Genomic DNA, 17,053 nt, shown 5'->3' on the forward strand with positions numbered 1-17,053 from the left:
AATTTATGAGCTTATCAATAGTAGTCGCAATGGATGAAAATCGTCTGATTGGTAAAGACAATAAGTTACCATGGCATCTTCCTGCAGATCTTGCTTATTTTAAAAAAATTACTACGGGAAAGTCAATTGTAATGGGTCGAAAAACATATGACTCTATTGGAAGGCCGTTACCAAATCGTCGTAATATTGTAATTTCTCGAAACTCAAAAACTTTCATCACAGGATGTGAAGTCATAACTAGCATTGATGAGATCCTCTCAATCACTAAAGATGAAGATGAGGTAATGATCATTGGGGGAGCAAGTCTTTGCAAGCAGTTACTGCCCCAAGTTAGTAGACTTTATATTACAAAGATTGAAGGTAAATTTCATGGGGATATCTATTTTCCTGAATATGATGAGTCGGATTGGCGTCAGGTTAGCTGTGAGTCCCATCTTCCTGATGCTTCGAATCAGCATGCTTATCACTTTCTTGTCTTAGAGAGGCAATCATGAAAAATATTATTTTATTCGGTTTAATAGCTTTGTACCTATCAGGCTGCGTTTTTACTAAAGTTGTTACTGTCCCTATGAGGGTTACTGGAGCAGTTGTATCTGTAATACCAGTAGTTGGCGATGGAGTAAATAGTGTCTTGGGCGCAAGCGCTGATGTAATCGACGCAATACCTATCTAACTTGCTTGAAGTAACTGCTTACTTTTGGCCGCAAGAACTTCTTTTAAAGCTTTTGGCATTACTTTGACAAAATGAGTTATTTCTTCATTCCAATTGCTGAGTATTTTTTCAGCTATTTTTGAGCCAGTCAATTCGAAATGATTAGTTATAAATTCAAATAACTCTGAAGTGGATTCTTTATCCATTGGATCAAAGTCTATCGTAGATGAATTAGACCTCCTCTGAAGAGTTAGGTTAGGATTATATACAAAGGCTATTCCACCGCTCATCCCGGCGCCAAAGTTACGACCAACTTCTCCCAGTATTACTGCGCGCCCACCTGTCATATATTCACAACCATGATCGCCAATTCCTTCAACAACAGCAATCAGTCCAGAGTTTCTAACGCAGAAACGCTCTGAAACCTGTCCTGATAAATACATTTCACCTCCAGTAGCACCATATCCACAAACATTTCCAGCAATAATTTCATTATGCGCTAAGTAGGTGGAATCTTTTGGTGGATAAATAACAATCCGACCACCAGACAGGCCCTTCCCAACATAATCGTTAGCATCGCCCTCAATCGATAGAGTTATTCCATTTGCAAGAAATGCCCCAAAAGACTGACCTGCAGACCCTTTAAAATCAATATCTATTGAGCCATTTTTTAGATTATTACCATTTCTAGTTTTGACAACATGTGAGGAAAGCATGGCGCCAACCGCTCTGTCAACATTTGAAATGTTTGATTTAAATTTAACTTTACCATTTCCTTCAATAGCCTTTTTTGATTTAGCAATTAAATCATGATCCAGTTGTTCATTGAGTTGATGATCTTGTTTTATAGTTTGATAGGTGCCCGCATTCCTATATTGATTATCAGCAGGTGTTAATATCTTACTAAGATCAATTGAGTCTTGCTTCCAGTGATTTATTGCTTTATTCATCTCAAGCACATCAACTCGGCCAACCATGTCAGTTAGTTTTTTAAACCCAAGTTCCGCCATAATAATACGTAAATCCTCTGCCACCATAAACAAGTAGTTAACGACATGTTCTGGCTTACCAGTAAACTTTTTACGTAAGACTTTGTCTTGAGTTGCAATGCCAACCGGACAAGTATTGAGATGGCATTTCCGCATCATAATGCAGCCTAATGTTATAAGTGGTGCTGTAGAAAAACCAAACTCTTCAGCCCCTAATAATGCAGCTATTGCAACATCTCTACCTGTCTTTAGTTGCCCATCAGTTTGAATAACTACTCTTGAGCGCAAATCATTCATTACCAGTGTTTGGTGAGTTTCAGCAACGCCTAGCTCCCAAGGAAGTCCTGCATGTTTAATTGAGGTTAACGGAGAGGCGCCAGTTCCACCATCATGTCCAGCAATAACAATATGATCTGATTTTGCTTTAGTTACTCCTGCAGCAACAGTTCCTACACCAACTTCAGAAACTAGCTTGACACTAATTCGAGCTGCAGGATTAGATCTTTTAAGATCAAAAATAAGTTGTGATAAATCTTCAATAGAATAAATATCATGATGCGGTGGTGGGCTAATTAGACCAACACCCGCAGTTGAGCAGCGTATTTTGGCAATAAAATCATCCACCTTACCACCAGGAAGTTCCCCACCTTCACCAGGTTTAGCGCCCTGTGAAACCTTAATTTGGAGTTCATCAGCATTATTTAGGTAGTCAATGGTAACACCAAATCGACCAGAGGCCACTTGCTTGATCGCGCTTCGCCTAGAGTCTCCATTGGCATCTGGAGTCCAGCGATTTGGGTCTTCTCCACCCTCACCAGTATTTGATTTACCACCTATTTGATTCATAGCAATTGCAAGAGATTCATGGGATTCTGGAGATATTGAGCCCAAGCTCATTGCTCCTGTAACAAATCTTTTGACAATCTCTTTTGCTGATTCAACTTTATCAAGATCAATTGAAGTGCCTGATTTAAATGACATGAGCCCTCTAAGAGTGCAATTTCTAGTGCCCTCTTCATTAGATTTCTTAGCAAATTCCCAGTAAGCATGTTGATCATTACTTCTAGCAGCCTGCTGCAAGCTTGTAATAGTTTCTGGCTCCCACATATGTTTTTCACCACCACTTCGCCAAGCATAATGACCAAGATTATTGAGCGAGTTTGAGAGAAATGCTTTTTTATGTTGCTGTTCAGATTCGGTTTGAATGACGTCAAATCCAACACCACTAATGCGACTCGCCGTTTCGAAAAAGCATTTATGCATGACCTCATCAGATAAACCAACAGCCTCAAAGATTTGAGCGCCCTTATATGAAGCAAGTGTTGAAATGCCCATTTTAGCCATCACTTTGAGCATTCCCTTTGCTATTGCCTTACGATATGCACTGACTATAGCCTCATCATTTTCTAGATTTACTAAGTTATCTATTCTTGCTTGCCATAAGGCTTCAAAAGCTAGGTATGGATTAATAGCATCTGCACCAAAGCCCGTCAATAGGCAGAAGTGATGAACTTCTCTAGCCTCACCAGTTTCAATAATTATTCCAACTTGAGTTCGCTTATGGGTGGCCACTAAATGCCGGTGAACTGCAGAAGATGCTAGGAGTGCGCTTACTGCATTTCGGCGAGAGTCAATTTTTCTATCAGATAATACGACAAGGCTATGACCATCATTAATAGCTTGAGTACTTTGTGCGCAAATTGAGTCAAGCATTTTACTTAGGCTTTGGCCCTCATTTATGTCATAGGTGATATCAATTGTTTTACTTGTCCATCCTCGATGATTGCAATCTTTGAGTGAGGATATTTCTTCATTTGTTAGAATTGGGTGATCAATGATTAATCGGTTTGCATTTTCAGCTTTATTAGTAAGTAAATTTCCTTCAGGGCCAATTGAGCAGCTTAAGGACATCACAACTTCTTCACGAATTGAGTCAATAGCTGGATTAGTAACCTGAGCAAAAAGCTGTTTAAAGTAGTCATAAATTATTCTTGACTGATCTGAAAGGCACGCAAGTGCCGAGTCATTGCCCATTGATCCGACTGGGTCTCTGAGCTCAGTTACAAGAGGCAGTAGCATAAACTTAAGAGTTTCAGTGCTATAACCAAAGGCTTGTAAGCGGTTGATAAGTGTATCTGGAAAAAAGCCTTTATCACTAGTATTAGTTTTTAAATCAGATAGAGATATTTGCTGCTCTTTTAGCCAATCACCATAAGGGTTTTTAGACGCAAAGCTATTTTTAATCTCATCATCATCAACTAACCTGCCTTTTTCAAAGTCAACAAGAAACATTTTTCCAGGCCTTAGGCGGCCCTTTGTTTTAACATTATTAGTTGCAACATCAACAACACCTACTTCAGATGCCATAATCACACGATCATCATGCGTTAGATAATAACGTGACGGTCGAAGACCATTTCTATCAAGCACAGCTCCAATATATCTTCCATCTGTAAAGGCAATAGACGCCGGACCATCCCAAGGCTCCATTACATTTGAGAAATACTCATAAAAAGCTTTTTTCTTTTGACTCATTTCTGTGTCATTTTGCCAAGCTTCTGGAACCATCATTAATACCGCTTCCTGAAGAGATCTTCCATTCATTAATAGAAATTCTAGAACATTATCAAAGCTACCAGAGTCAGAAACTTCAGTTTCAATTATGGGTAACGTTTTTGATAAATTATCCCCAAAAATCTCACTTTCTAAGACTCCTTCACGAGCCCTCATCCAGTTGAAGTTACCTTGACGAGTATTAATTTCACCATTATGGGCCATAAACCTGCAAGGCTGTGCACGATCCCATGAAGGGAATGTGTTGGTTGAGAAGCGTGAGTGAACCATTGCTAAATAGGTGCTGAATTTCTTATCATTTAGATCTGGATAAAAGTCTAATAGCTGCGAGCCCATTAGCATGCCTTTATAAATAATTACCCTAGTAGAAAGACTACAAATATAAAAAAGCAATGCTTGAGAAAGTGACTCATCAGTCCGAATAATCTTCGAGACATTTTTTCGAATAATATAAAGAACCCCTTCAAAAGCCTCTGTACTGATATTCTCTGAGTTACCAATAATAAGTTGTTTCATTACTGGCTGTGAGTTACGAGCTGTATCTCCTACATTTGCTTTATCAGAGTCAACAGGAACATCACGCCAACCAATTAAAGTTTGCCCTTCGTCCTTTATAACTTTTTCAATGACTGAAATACAATGTTTACTTTCTTTATTATCTTGAGGTAGAAAAACATTTCCAACACCATAACTTCCAGCATTCACTTCAATGCCAAATAGCGTTTTAATTTCCTCAGAAAAAAATTCGTGAGGTATATTGGTTAAGATTCCAGCACCATCACCAGTATTTGCCTCACAGCCACACGCACCACGATGGTCCATACGAGAGAGCATTTCTAAAGCATCTTTTGTAATTTTATGAGAAGAATGACTCTTGACGTTGGCAATAAAACCAACACCACAATTCTCCTTCTCATTATTAGGATGGTAAAGTCCTCGAGCCTTTGGGAGGTGTAATTGTTTATTTTTCATGGAAACTGAATGTAAAACTGAAAATATATAATACCTTATTTTAGCTGATTTTTAAACTCCAAATTTGCCTACTTATATTGTTATAGTGGGGATATTAAGGTAGAATATTTTTATTTTATTACTAATATGTTAGCAATTATTTCACCTTCAAAAACGCAAGATTTCTCTCAATGCGATGTTGATTTTTACTCTCAAACTCGCAACTTAGATAACTCCAGTGAGCTGGTTAGCATTTTAAAAAAGAAAAGCCAATCTCAAATTTCTAAACTGATGTCATTGAGTGAGAAATTATCTAAGTTGAATTTTGATCGCTTTCAAAAGTTTAAACTGCCGTTCAATCGAAATAATGCAAAGCAGGCAATACTTGCTTTTAAAGGAGACGTTTACAACGGAATTGACGCCCCAGCTCTATCAACTGACGACCTTGAATTTGCGCAAGATAGTGTTCGAATGCTTTCTGGCCTTTATGGCGTTATAAGGCCACTTGACCTAATACAGCCTTATCGTTTAGAGATGGGAACTAAGCTTTCTAACTCTAAAGGTAAGGATCTTTATGAGTATTGGGGAACTGAGATTAGTGATGTCCTCAATGAGGATGAGTCTGATCTTATAGTAAATCTTTCATCCAATGAATACTTCAAAGCTGTAGATAAAAAAACACTAAATGCGAAAGTTTTGGATATTGTGTTTAAGGAAAAAAAAGGTGAAGTATACAAAGTTATAGGTATTTATGCGAAGCGCGCAAGAGGTTTGATGGTGAATTACATTATACGAAATCGATTGAAGAGTCCAGAGGGACTAAAAGATTTTGTCGATGAAGGCTATAGATTTGATAAAGAGCTTTCTAGTGACTCTTCTTGGGTTTATCTCAGAGACTAAAAGCCCACAATATTTGTAAAACTATTTAAAGTGCCTCTAATTCCTTTGACTGGTATTATTTCCAGTCTTTTACTATGTAAAAACTACTAATGATTAAAGTATATACTTCGCACTCTTGCTTTTACTGCACAAGAGCAAAAAACTATCTCGATAATCTTGATATTGAATATGAAACGCTCAACATTCAAGAAGACAAAGATGCACGAGACTTTTTTGTTAAATCTGGCTTTAGAACTGTCCCTCAAATTTTTGTAAATGATAAGCTCCTATGTAAGGGCGGGTCTGATGGATTAGCACAAATGAGCAAAGAAGATATTCATAATAAAGTTTTTGAGATTACTGGTTCACGCATTTAAATACCTCTAATTCCAGCAACTCCTTGGGCGCCTATACTCAAAGCTTTTTCAACTAGATTTTTCTTCATCCCGCCAAGTAAAAAAACTGGCAAATTACACTTCTCAATAATGCCAGAGGCATCTTCCCATCCTAAAGGTATAGAGTCTGGATGAGTCAGTGTCTTTTCTATTGGTGACAAGCTGATGTAATCAGCAGAAATATTCTCTGCGTGCAGCGCCTCATCAATGTTATGGGTTGATGCGCCAATTAGTTTTTCTTCAATAACTGGCCTTTCTTTTAATGACATTAACTCTAAACTTGTTAGGTGCCAGCCATCACAAGGCTCATTAAAGTTTTTGTTTGGTGTATTTAGGATAAGTTTTGCCTGATTTTTTTTACAGAGCCTGTTTATTTTTTTTATGTAAGTATGATCAAGATGAGTCTTGCTTCTTAGTTGTATAAATTTAACCCCATTAGTTAACTGTTTTTTACATTCGTTAATGACTATATCAGATTGATGATTATCAGGCGTAATCCAATAAAATTTTGGAAGTGAAAATTTATGAATAATTCTCCACATAGTTGGGAGTAATTTGAAATTTTTGAATTTATCTGCACTACTCCAAGTAATTTCTTGTCCTTCAGACCCTAATGGTTCACTAAGATAATTATCAACACTATAAACCGATAAATTGATGGTTTTTTCAGGATAGATATGCTGAATCTTTTGAACTAACTTACAGTCTTTAACGGTAATTCCTGTTTCTTCAAAAAGTTCTCTTTTGATTGCGCTAAGGTGGTCTTCTCCTGGCTCTACTTTTCCGCCAGGAAGCTCCCAATAGCCCGCCATAAATTGATTTTTTTGACGCTTAGCAATAAATACCTCATTATTACTATTGTGTATTATCCCGACTACTACTTCAATAATGGTATTTTTATAAAGCACGATTTAAATTTCAAGTATTTGATGGATGCATTTTCTATTATCACCGTTAACACAAGTCCGAGGTAAAATAACGACTTTAATATTTGAAATTATATAGTGAAACTTGATAAAAAAATCCAATCACTTATGCCCTTTAAGGATAGCCTTAAAACCAACCTTATTGGAATTGAGAAAGAGGGTTTACGCGTCTCAGAGGATGGAAGTATTGCTCAAACGCCTCACCCAGAGGGATTAGGCTCTGCTCTTAAAAATCCTGCAATTACTACAGACTTTAGTGAGGCTTTACTTGAATTAGTCACTCAGCCTTTAAAGGGGGCTGATCAAGTTCTAGATGAGCTCACGACAATCCACAATTATATTTACCACCACTTGCCAGGAAATGAGCGATTTTGGCCTGCCAGTATGCCCTGTATATTAAGAGGTCAAACCAATATACCTGTTGCGAATTATGGTAGTTCAAATTTAGGAATGATGAAAACAGTTTATAGGCGCGGCCTCTCTAATCGATATGGCAGCGTAATGCAGGCGATTGCTGGAATTCATTTTAACTATTCATTTTCATTAGAGTTTTGGCAGTCTTATCGTGAATTAATATCACCAAATGATACTGACTCCAAGGGCTTCATGGATGTTCACTACATGGGACTCACTAGGAATGTTTTGAGATATGGCTGGCTAATTCCCTACTTATTTGGAGCTTCTGCAACAGTGTGCAAGTCATTTATGCATGACTATCATGAGCATAACCTAGAAGAATTTGATGATAACACTTTATATTTACCCTATGCAACTTCCCTAAGAATGGGCGATGTTGGTTATCAGAATTCTCAGGAGGATGAGAAAGGAGTTAAGGCCAACTATAATAGCTTATGTCATTATATATACAGTCTTCGTGCGGCAATGAAAACTAGCTGTGAGGATTTTGAAAAGATTGGTTTAAAGAAAAATGGAGAGTACCAGCAGCTCAATACAAACATCCTTCAAATCGCAAATGAGTACTACTCTTCTGTTCGTCCAAAGCCTATTTTATATGGAAATGATAGGCCTCTAAGGGCTCTAAATAATAATGGTATAGGTTATATTGAAATACGATCACTGGACATTAATCCTTTGCTTGAAGTAGGAATTGATAAAGAGCAAATTGAGTTTTTAGAAGCCTTCTTATTATTCTGTCTTTTGGAGGACTCACCAGCGATTTCATCATCCGAATTAGTAGAAATTGACTCAAATGCTCTCTTGGTTGCTCACCAAGGTAGACAGCCTAACTTAATTCTTGAGCATGTTGGTGAGAAAGTAACTCTTACTGATTGGGGTGAGGGTATTTTTGAAAAAATAAAGCAATGCTCAAAGCTATTAAGTGATGCGCATCAAGAATCGGTAGAAAGTATTTCAATTCGAATTAAAAATCCTGATTTAACGCCATCAGCAATAATGCTTAATGAAATGCAGCGCCAGGAGAAAGGTTTTTTCGAATTCACTGACCAATATAGTCATAAATATAAAACACAAAATCAGAACAAAGCTTTTGATAAAGACTATTTCCTTAGATTAGATGAGCATTCAATTAGATCTATAAAAGAGCAACAAGAAGTTGAATCTAAAGATGCTATAAATTTTGATCAATTTTTAGAAAAGTATTTTGAAGATGACGCTTAAGATAGATACTATATGCGCATTAGCAACTGCCATTGGCCAAAGCGGAATTGGAGTTGTAAGAGTGTCAGGCCCTCTATCTAAAGTTATCTCTAAAAAAATACTACAAACGGATTTAAAGCCAAGGTACGCTTTTTATGGAGCTTTTTATGATAATGAAGGCAACACTATTGATAAAGGAGTAGCAATATACTTCCCTGGACCTAACTCATATAGTGGTGAGGATGTTGTAGAATTCCAGGGTCATGGCGGTATGAGTGTTATGAGAAAGCTTCTAGAAATTGCTTTTTTTTTAGGAGCAAGACTTTCTGAGCCTGGAGAGTTCAGTAGAAGGGCCTTTTTAAATGGCAAGATTGACTTGGTTCAGGCTGAAGCAGTTCAAGACTTGATTCAATCGAGTTCAGAAGAGTCTGCCCTGAGCGCTGTAAGATCTTTAACGGGTGAATTCTCAGAAAAGATTAATCATTTACTTGCAGAGCTAACTTCATTAAGAGTTTTTGTCGAGGCAACTATTGATTTTTCTGATGAAGAAATAGATTTTCTTGAGTCTCACCAAGTCTCAACTAAACTTAAAAATTTAAAAGATTTACTTAAGAATATACTCGAGAGTGCCAATCAAGGGGCAATTTTAAGAGATGGACTTCACGTTGCAATTGCTGGAAAACCTAATGCTGGAAAGTCTAGCTTGCTTAATGCACTCACAAAACAGCCGAGTGCAATTGTTACAGATATTGCTGGAACCACTAGAGATGTTCTAAAAGAAACAATTCATATTGATGGAATGCCGCTTCATATTATTGATACAGCTGGACTTCATAACAGTGATGACATTATTGAGAAAGAGGGCATTAAAAGGGCATATACTGAAATTAATAATGCAGATGTAGTGTTACTGGTATTTGATACAAAAGACAATTCACCTGATTTCTCAATACTGCCTGATTTGGTTAAAAATAAACCAGTTATATGTATAAGAAATAAGATTGATCTGTCAAATGTTAGATCTGAAGTTAGAAAGCTAGACAACCAATTGGAGATTAGTCTTTCAGCCAAGAATGGTGATGGAGTTGACTTGCTAAGAAAAACACTAGCTGAATTTGCCGGCTTAAATTCTGATGGTGAAGGAGTTTTTCTTGCTCGAAAAAGACATATTGACTCAATTGATCAAACGCTTATATACATAAATAGTGCTCTGGAGCAATTAGAGGGAGGGGCGAGTGAGTTAGTAGCAGAGGATTTGCGTCAGGCTGGTATGTCTCTTGGGCAAATTACTGGAGAGTTTTCATCGGATGATCTATTGGGTGAAATCTTCTCTTCATTTTGTATTGGCAAATAGCGTACAATTATTTCTTTTCGAAAGAAAAAATAAAGGAAGTTAGAAAGTTCAAAATAAGTCTCTAAATTATTGATTTTAATGGCTATTTATAGGTGATTTAACCTATCAATTTAGACCCATTAAAGTTTATTTGATAAATATTCGTAATATCACTTGACGATACTATTTGAGCATGTATAATTTCCCGCTTTCACCGACCAAAAAGAACTTTTTTAGTTGGTAGCTCTTTAAAAATTTATCAAGCAACTTGTGTGGGCACTCGTGCAAGAAATTGTGCAGTGCACATAAAAAACAAAAGCAGATAAGCTTTTTAAAAAATTGAACTATTGGTTATAAAATGCCAAGTGTTCTAAAAAGTCAAAGATTAAACTGAAGAGTTTGATCCTGGCTCAGATTGAACGCTGGCGGTATGCTTAACACATGCAAGTCGAACGGAAACGATACTAGCTTGCTAGTAGGCGTCGAGTGGCGGACGGGTGAGTAACGCGTAGGAATCTACCTGATAGTGGGGGATAGCCCGAAGAAATTCGGATTAATACCGCATAATCTATTCGTAGTAAAGTGGGGGACTTTCGAGCCTCACGCTATCAGATGAGCCTGCGTAAGATTAGCTAGTTGGTAGGGTAAAAGCCTACCAAGGCGACGATCTTTAGCTGGTCTGAGAGGATGATCAGCCACATCGGGACTGAGACACGGCCCGAACTCCTACGGGAGGCAGCAGTGGGGAATATTGGACAATGGGGGCAACCCTGATCCAGCAATACCGCGTGTGTGAAGAAGGCCTGAGGGTTGTAAAGCACTTTCAATTGTGAAGAAAAGCTAGTGGTTAATAGCTATTAGCCTTGACATTAACTTTAGAAGAAGCACCGGCTAACTCCGTGCCAGCAGCCGCGGTAATACGGAGGGTGCAAGCGTTAATCGGAATTACTGGGCGTAAAGCGTGCGTAGGCGGTTTATTAAGTCAGATGTGAAAGCCCCGGGCTTAACCTGGGAACTGCATTTGAAACTGGTCAACTAGAGTATGGTAGAGGAAAGTGGAATTTCTGGTGTAGCGGTGAAATGCGTAGATATCAGAAGGAACATCAATGGCGAAGGCAACTTTCTGGACCAATACTGACGCTGAGGTACGAAAGCGTGGGTAGCAAACAGGATTAGATACCCTGGTAGTCCACGCCGTAAACGATGATAACTAGCCGTTGGGGGGATTTACCCCTTAGTGGCGAAGCTAACGCGTTAAGTTATCCGCCTGGGGAGTACGGCCGCAAGGTTAAAACTCAAAGGAATTGACGGGGACCCGCACAAGCGGTGGAGCATGTGGTTTAATTCGATGCAACGCGAAGAACCTTACCTGGTCTTGACATCCTGAGAACTTTCTAGAAATAGATTGGTGCCTTCGGGAACTCAGTGACAGGTGCTGCATGGCTGTCGTCAGCTCGTGTCGTGAGATGTTGGGTTAAGTCCCGTAACGAGCGCAACCCCTATCCTTATTTGCCAGCACATCATGGTGGGAACTATAAGGAGACTGCCGGTGATAAACCGGAGGAAGGCGGGGACGACGTCAAGTCATCATGGCCCTTACGACCAGGGCTACACACGTGCTACAATGGGAAGGACAAAGAGCCGCGAAGCCGCGAGGTGTAGCTAATCTCAGAAACCTTTTCGTAGTCCGGATTGGAGTCTGCAACTCGACTCCATGAAGTCGGAATCGCTAGTAATCGTAGATCAGAATGCTACGGTGAATACGTTCCCGGGTCTTGTACACACCGCCCGTCATACCATGGGAGTGGGTTGCACCAGAAGTGGCTAGTCTAACTTTATTGAGGACGGTCACCACGGTGTGATTCATGACTGGGGTAAAGTCGTAACAAGGTAGCCCTACCGGAAGGTGGGGCTGGATCACCTCCTTAAGAAATGTACGAGTGTTCACACAAGTTGTTTGATAATATTAAAGAAAGAGAAAAAGACCAATAACCCAAATTCAATTTAATTGATATTAAGGGTCTGTAGCTCAGTTGGTTAGAGCGCACCCCTGATAAGGGTGAGGTCGGTGGTTCAAATCCACCCAGACCCACCATATTTTTTCTGGGTTATTAGTTTTCTATTGGGGCTATAGCTCAGCTGGGAGAGCGCCTGGTTTGCATCCAGGAGGTCAGCAGTTCGATCCTGCTTAGCTCCACCATTTTTCTCAAATGAAAACTTAAATAAGATTTATTTATATGTCTTATTTAAGTTTTTATACCAAGCCTTGGTTTTTTCCTTGGTTCGGAGCTCTTTAACAATTTGGATATGAAGTAAAGTTTGTTAAATACAATACAACGTAAAAGGTGTATTGCATTGACACAACAATTTCAAAAAATATGGATTCTCATTGATAGATTTATCTATCATTGAAAAAATAGAATTCACCGATTGTATCGTAAGATGCAGTTAGTGACTTCTCGGTGTAAAAAGAACCATTAACCCAGATACTTTGGGGTTATATGGTCAAGTGAATAAGTGCATACGACGGATGCCTTGGCAGTAGAAGGCGATGAAGGACGTGATAATCTGCGATAAGCTTCGGTTAGCTGATAATAAGCTTTAACCCGGAGATCTCCGAATGGGAAAACCCAGTGATCATAAGATCATTATCCTTAACTGAATACATAGGTTAAGGAGGCAAACCTAGGGAACTGAAACATCTAAGTACCTAGAGGAAAAGAAATCAACCGAGATTCCCTTAGTAGCGGCGAGCGAACGGGGACCAGCCCTTAAGCAATTTTGAGATTAGTAGAATGTTCTGGAAAGTTCAACGACACAGGGTGATAGTCCCGTATACGAAAATCTTTTAATTGTGAAATCGAGTAAGGCGGCGCACGTGAAACGCTGTTTGAATATGGGGGGACCACCCTCCAAGGCTAAATACTCTCTACTGACCGATAGTGAACAAGTACCGTGAGGGAAAGGCGAAAAGAACCCCGGGAGGGGAGTGAAATAGAACCTGAAATCGTATGCATACAAGCAGTGGGAGCAGACTTGTTCTGTGACTGCGTACCTTTTGTATAATGGGTCAGCGACTTACTTCTCAGTAGCAAGGTTAACCATTAGGGGAGCCGTAGGGAAACCGAGTCTTAAATGGGCGTTTAGTTGCTGGGAGTAGACCCGAAACCGGGTGATCTATCCATGGTCAGTGTGAAGGTCAGGTAAAACTGACTGGAGGCGCGAACCCACTTATGTTGAAAAATGAGGGGATGAACTGTGGATAGGGGTGAAAGGCCAAACAAACCCGGAGATAGCTGGTTCTCTCCGAAATCTATTTAGGTAGAGCGTCGCGTATTACTTCTGGGGGTAGAGCACTGTTATGGCTAGCGGGTCGTCAAGGCTTAGTAAACCATTGCAAACTCCGAATACCAGAAAGTATGAGCGCGGCAGACACACTGCGGGTGCTAACGTCCGTAGTGGAAAGGGAAACAACCCAGACCGTCAGCTAAGGTCCCAAAATTATAGTTAAGTGGGAAACGATGTGAAAAGGCCCAGACAGCCAGGAGGTTGGCTTAGAAGCAGCCATTCCTTTAAAGAGTGCGTAATAGCTCACTGGTCGAGTCGGTTTGCGCGGAAGATTTAACGGGGCTAAACTATATACCGAAGCTGCGGATCGCAATTTATTGCGATGGTAGGAGAGCGTTCTGTAAGCCGTTGAAGGTGAACTGTGAGGTTTGCTGGAGGTATCAGAAGTGCGAATGCTGACATGAGTAACGATAAAGGGGGTGAAAAACCCCCTCGCCAGAAGTCCAAGGTTTCCTACGCAACGTTAATCGGCGTAGGGTTAGTCGGCCCCTAAGGCGAGGCAGAAATGCGTAGTCGATGGGAAACGGGTTAATATTCCCGTACTTCATATAACTGCGATGGGAAGACGGAGTAGGTTAGCTCAGCAAGGCGATGGTTGTCCTTGTTCAAGCGTGTAGAAATGGTTCTTAGGAAAATCCGGGAACCTCTATTTCAAGGCGTGATAACGAGCCCTCTTTTGGGCGAAGTGAGTGAGACCATGCTTCCAGGAAAATCCTCTAAGCTTCAGGTTATATGAAACCGTACCCCAAACCGACACAGGTGGACGAGATGAGAATTCTAAGGCGCTTGAGAGAACTCGGGTGAAGGAACTAGGCAAAATGACACCGTAACTTCGGGAGAAGGTGTGCTCTTGTTATGTGATATCACTTGCTGATTGAGCAAAGAAGAGCTGAAAAAACTAGGTGGCTGCGACTGTTTATTAAAAACACAGCACTCTGCAAACACGTAAGTGGACGTATAGGGTGTGACTCCTGCCCGGTGCTTGAAGGTTAATTGATGAGGTTAGCGCTTGCGCGAAGCTTTTGATCGAAGCCCAAGTAAACGGCGGCCGTAACTATAACGGTCCTAAGGTAGCGAAATTCCTTGTCGGGTAAGTTCCGACCTGCACGAATGGAGTAACGACGGCCACACTGTCTCCACCCGAGACTCAGTGAAATTGAAATTGCTGTTAAGATGCAGTATACCCGCGGCCAGACGGAAAGACCCCGTGCACCTTTACTACAGCTTTGCATTGAACTCTGATTCTACTTGTGTAGGATAGGTGGGAGGCTTTGAAGCTTTAACGCTAGTTAGAGTGGAGCCACCCTTGAAATACCACCCTGGTATGGTTGGGGTTCTAACCTTGGTCCGTAATCCGGATCGGGAACAATGCATGGTGGGTAGTTTGACTGGGGCGGTCTCCTCCTAAAGAGTAACGGAGGAGCGCAAAGGTATCCTCAGCACGGTCGGACATCGTGCAATGAGCGCAAAGGTAAAAGGATGCTTGACTGCGAGACTGACACGTCGAGCAGGTAGGAAACTAGGTCTTAGTGATCCGGTGGTTCTGAGTGGAAGGACCATCGCTCAACGGATAAAAGGTACGCCGGGGATAACAGGCTGATACCCCCCAAGAGTTCACATCGACGGGGGTGTTTGGCACCTCGATGTCGGCTCATCACATCCTGGGGCTGAAGCAGGTCCCAAGGGTATGGCTGTTCGCCATTTAAAGTGGTACGCGAGCTGGGTTTAGAACGTCGTGAGACAGTTCGGTCCCTATCTACCGTGGGCGTTGGAGACTTGAGGGAAGCTGTTCTTAGTACGAGAGGACCGGAATGGACACACCTCTGGTGTTTCGGTTGTCACGCCAGTGGCATTGCCGAGTAGCTATGTGTGGAAAGGATAACCGCTGAAAGCATCTAAGCGGGAAGCCCCTCCCAAGATTAGGTCTCCCTGATTATTTAATAATCCTAAAGATCCCTCGAAGACTACGAGGTTGATAGGCTAGGTGTGAAAGTGCAGCAATGTATTGAGCTAACTAGTACTAATTGATCGTGAGGCTTGACCATATAACACCCAAGATATTTGGAGATGTTGTTGTGTCAACAGGCAATATGCCATACAAACTTTACTTAATCCATTTTGTTATACCTTTTTGGTATAAAAACTTTTTAATTCACTTGAAAGAAGTTCAAGCTTAATTCAAGTAAGCAGTTTGCTTAGTGACAATAGCAAGTGTGACCCACCTGATCCCATCCCGAACTCAGCAGTGAAACCACTTAGCGCCGATGGTAGTGTGGGGTCTCCCCATGTGAGAGTAGGACATTGCTAGGCTTTTATTCTCAATACCCCGACCTTTTTTAAGGCGGGGTATTTTTTTTTCTGAATCTTAATCACGTAAAATATAACCAGCATTATTCCAAGCATCATGCAGAGAGAGTTTATGACAGATAACTTTAAAGTAAAGAGCATTGCTAGTGGAGTCAGCGTAATTGATTCTGGCTATTTCAGTAATGACTTTGCAGCTATATATATTATTAAGCAAAATAATAAGGTTGCGATAATAGAAACTGGAACCACCTTTAGTGTTTCTAATGTTAAAAAAGCACTTGAGAATGACAGCCTAAGCTTTTTGGATGTTGCTTATATAATTCCTACTCATGTGCATCTTGATCATGCAGGCGGCGCAGGTGAGCTTATGAAACAGTGCCCAAATGCCAGCCTAATAGTTCACCCTCGTGGGGCGAGACACTTGATTGACCCTACCAAGCTAATTGCTGGATCAACGGCGGTTTATGGGGAGAAAGAATTTAAGAAGTTGTACGGTAAAATTATTCCAATTGAGGCAAGCAGAGTTATCGAAGCAGATGATAGTTTTATTTTAGATTTTGATGGAAGAGAGCTAAAGTTTATTGATACACCAGGACATGCAAGACATCATTTTTGCATTTGGGATCAAAAAACAGAATCGATGTTTACTGGTGACACGTTTGGCATCTCCTATCGTGATCTTGATCACAATGACCAGGTATACATATTCCCAAGCACAAGCCCAGTTCAGTTTGATCCAGAGGAATTAATTAAAAGCATACATAAGATAATGCAGTACAAGCCAAAGCGAGTCTGTTTAACTCACTTTGCTGCAATTAGACCAACTCAAAAAGTAGTTAAGCAGTTAATAAGTGGTATCCATTTTGTTAGCAATTTGGCAAAAAAATATGCAACTGAGGGCGATGCTGAAAAAGTGATTCAAGACAAGATGATGAATTATTTTTTAGAAGGAATTGAAAAGATTGGCATCAAAGACCTTGATTTTTGCAGAGAAAGGTTAGAGCTTGATGTCAAAATAAATACTCAAGGTTTAATTTATTGGCAAAAAATAGTAAAAATTGAGACTTGAATTTCATTAATTA

General features: G+C 40.2%; 9 protein-coding genes, 2 tRNA genes and 3 rRNA genes. 12 read left to right on the top strand and 2 right to left on the bottom strand.

What is annotated here, in order from left to right:
• The first annotated feature begins 5 nt into the window (after positions 1–5).
• Complete coding sequence (gene folA / locus ABXT69_RS00790) at positions 6–494, top strand: type 3 dihydrofolate reductase (protein WP_416678298.1); 489 nt, start codon at positions 6–8, stop codon at positions 492–494.
• A complete protein-coding gene (locus tag ABXT69_RS00795) occupies positions 491–673 on the top strand; it encodes a DUF6726 family protein (protein WP_416652330.1) in 183 nt (60 codons plus the stop codon). The genes folA and ABXT69_RS00795 overlap by 4 nt, the downstream gene beginning before the upstream one ends.
• Here the strand turns inward: ABXT69_RS00795 and gltB are convergent.
• Positions 670–5,187, bottom strand: a complete 4,518-nt coding sequence (gene gltB, locus ABXT69_RS00800) for a glutamate synthase large subunit (protein WP_416678300.1) — start codon at positions 5,185–5,187, stop codon at positions 670–672. The genes ABXT69_RS00795 and gltB overlap by 4 nt on opposite strands.
• A gap of 126 nt (positions 5,188–5,313) precedes the next feature.
• Here gltB and yaaA point away from each other — a divergent pair, with 126 nt between their 5' ends.
• Together yaaA and ABXT69_RS00810 are read left to right on the top strand one after the other, a co-directional pair.
• Positions 5,314–6,066: a peroxide stress protein YaaA gene (yaaA, locus tag ABXT69_RS00805; RefSeq protein WP_416678302.1), complete on the top strand. Its 753-nt coding sequence runs from the start codon at positions 5,314–5,316 to the stop codon at positions 6,064–6,066.
• Between the two features lie 89 nt (positions 6,067–6,155).
• Positions 6,156–6,422, top strand: a complete 267-nt coding sequence (locus ABXT69_RS00810) for a glutaredoxin (protein WP_271537209.1) — start codon at positions 6,156–6,158, stop codon at positions 6,420–6,422.
• Here ABXT69_RS00810 and ABXT69_RS00815 read toward each other — a convergent pair.
• Positions 6,419–7,348: a Nudix family hydrolase gene (locus ABXT69_RS00815; protein ID WP_416678304.1), complete on the bottom strand. Its 930-nt coding sequence runs from the start codon at positions 7,346–7,348 to the stop codon at positions 6,419–6,421. The genes ABXT69_RS00810 and ABXT69_RS00815 overlap by 4 nt on opposite strands.
• 96 nt (positions 7,349–7,444) lie before the next feature.
• Here ABXT69_RS00815 and gshA point away from each other — a divergent pair, with 96 nt between their 5' ends.
• The 8 genes from gshA to ABXT69_RS00855 all read left to right on the top strand — a co-directional run bounded on the left by gshA (position 7,445) and on the right by ABXT69_RS00855 (position 17,040).
• Positions 7,445–9,004, top strand: a complete 1,560-nt coding sequence (gene gshA, locus ABXT69_RS00820) for a glutamate--cysteine ligase (protein WP_416678305.1) — start codon at positions 7,445–7,447, stop codon at positions 9,002–9,004.
• A complete protein-coding gene (gene mnmE / locus ABXT69_RS00825) occupies positions 8,994–10,337 on the top strand; it encodes a tRNA uridine-5-carboxymethylaminomethyl(34) synthesis GTPase MnmE (protein ID WP_416678307.1) in 1,344 nt (447 codons plus the stop codon). The genes gshA and mnmE overlap by 11 nt, the downstream gene beginning before the upstream one ends.
• Before the next feature lie 366 nt (positions 10,338–10,703).
• Positions 10,704–12,244, top strand: a 16S ribosomal RNA gene (locus tag ABXT69_RS00830).
• Between the two features lie 90 nt (positions 12,245–12,334).
• Positions 12,335–12,411: transfer RNA gene (locus ABXT69_RS00835), tRNA-Ile, on the top strand.
• A gap of 29 nt (positions 12,412–12,440) precedes the next feature.
• Positions 12,441–12,516 (top strand) — tRNA-Ala (locus ABXT69_RS00840).
• A gap of 303 nt (positions 12,517–12,819) precedes the next feature.
• Positions 12,820–15,709 (top strand): 23S ribosomal RNA (locus tag ABXT69_RS00845).
• Between the two features lie 149 nt (positions 15,710–15,858).
• A 5S ribosomal RNA gene (gene rrf, locus ABXT69_RS00850) occupies positions 15,859–15,974 on the top strand.
• Together the 16S, 23S and 5S rRNA genes with 2 tRNA genes alongside form the textbook arrangement of a ribosomal RNA operon.
• Before the next feature lie 109 nt (positions 15,975–16,083).
• A complete protein-coding gene (locus ABXT69_RS00855; RefSeq protein ID WP_416678311.1) occupies positions 16,084–17,040 on the top strand; it encodes an MBL fold metallo-hydrolase in 957 nt (318 codons plus the stop codon).
• The last annotated feature ends 13 nt before the right edge of the window (positions 17,041–17,053 follow it).

The sequence above is a fragment of the Candidatus Pseudothioglobus sp. Uisw_016 genome (genome assembly GCF_048087635.1).
GTDB lineage: Bacteria > Pseudomonadota > Gammaproteobacteria > PS1 > Pseudothioglobaceae > Pseudothioglobus.

Bases quoted from the DNA above. Each gene is read 5' to 3' on its own strand.
- folA (WP_416678298.1), top strand. From the start codon at position 6: ATGAGCTTATCAATAGTAGTCGCAATGGATGAAAATCGTCTGATTGGT.
- ABXT69_RS00795 (WP_416652330.1), top strand. From the start codon at position 491: ATGAAAAATATTATTTTATTCGGTTTAATAGCTTTGTACCTATCAGGC.
- gltB (WP_416678300.1), bottom strand. From the start codon at position 5,187: ATGAAAAATAAACAATTACACCTCCCAAAGGCTCGAGGACTTTACCAT.
- yaaA (WP_416678302.1), top strand. From the start codon at position 5,314: ATGTTAGCAATTATTTCACCTTCAAAAACGCAAGATTTCTCTCAATGC.
- ABXT69_RS00810 (WP_271537209.1), top strand. From the start codon at position 6,156: ATGATTAAAGTATATACTTCGCACTCTTGCTTTTACTGCACAAGAGCA.
- mnmE (WP_416678307.1), top strand. From the start codon at position 8,994: ATGACGCTTAAGATAGATACTATATGCGCATTAGCAACTGCCATTGGC.
- ABXT69_RS00855 (WP_416678311.1), top strand. From the start codon at position 16,084: ATGACAGATAACTTTAAAGTAAAGAGCATTGCTAGTGGAGTCAGCGTA.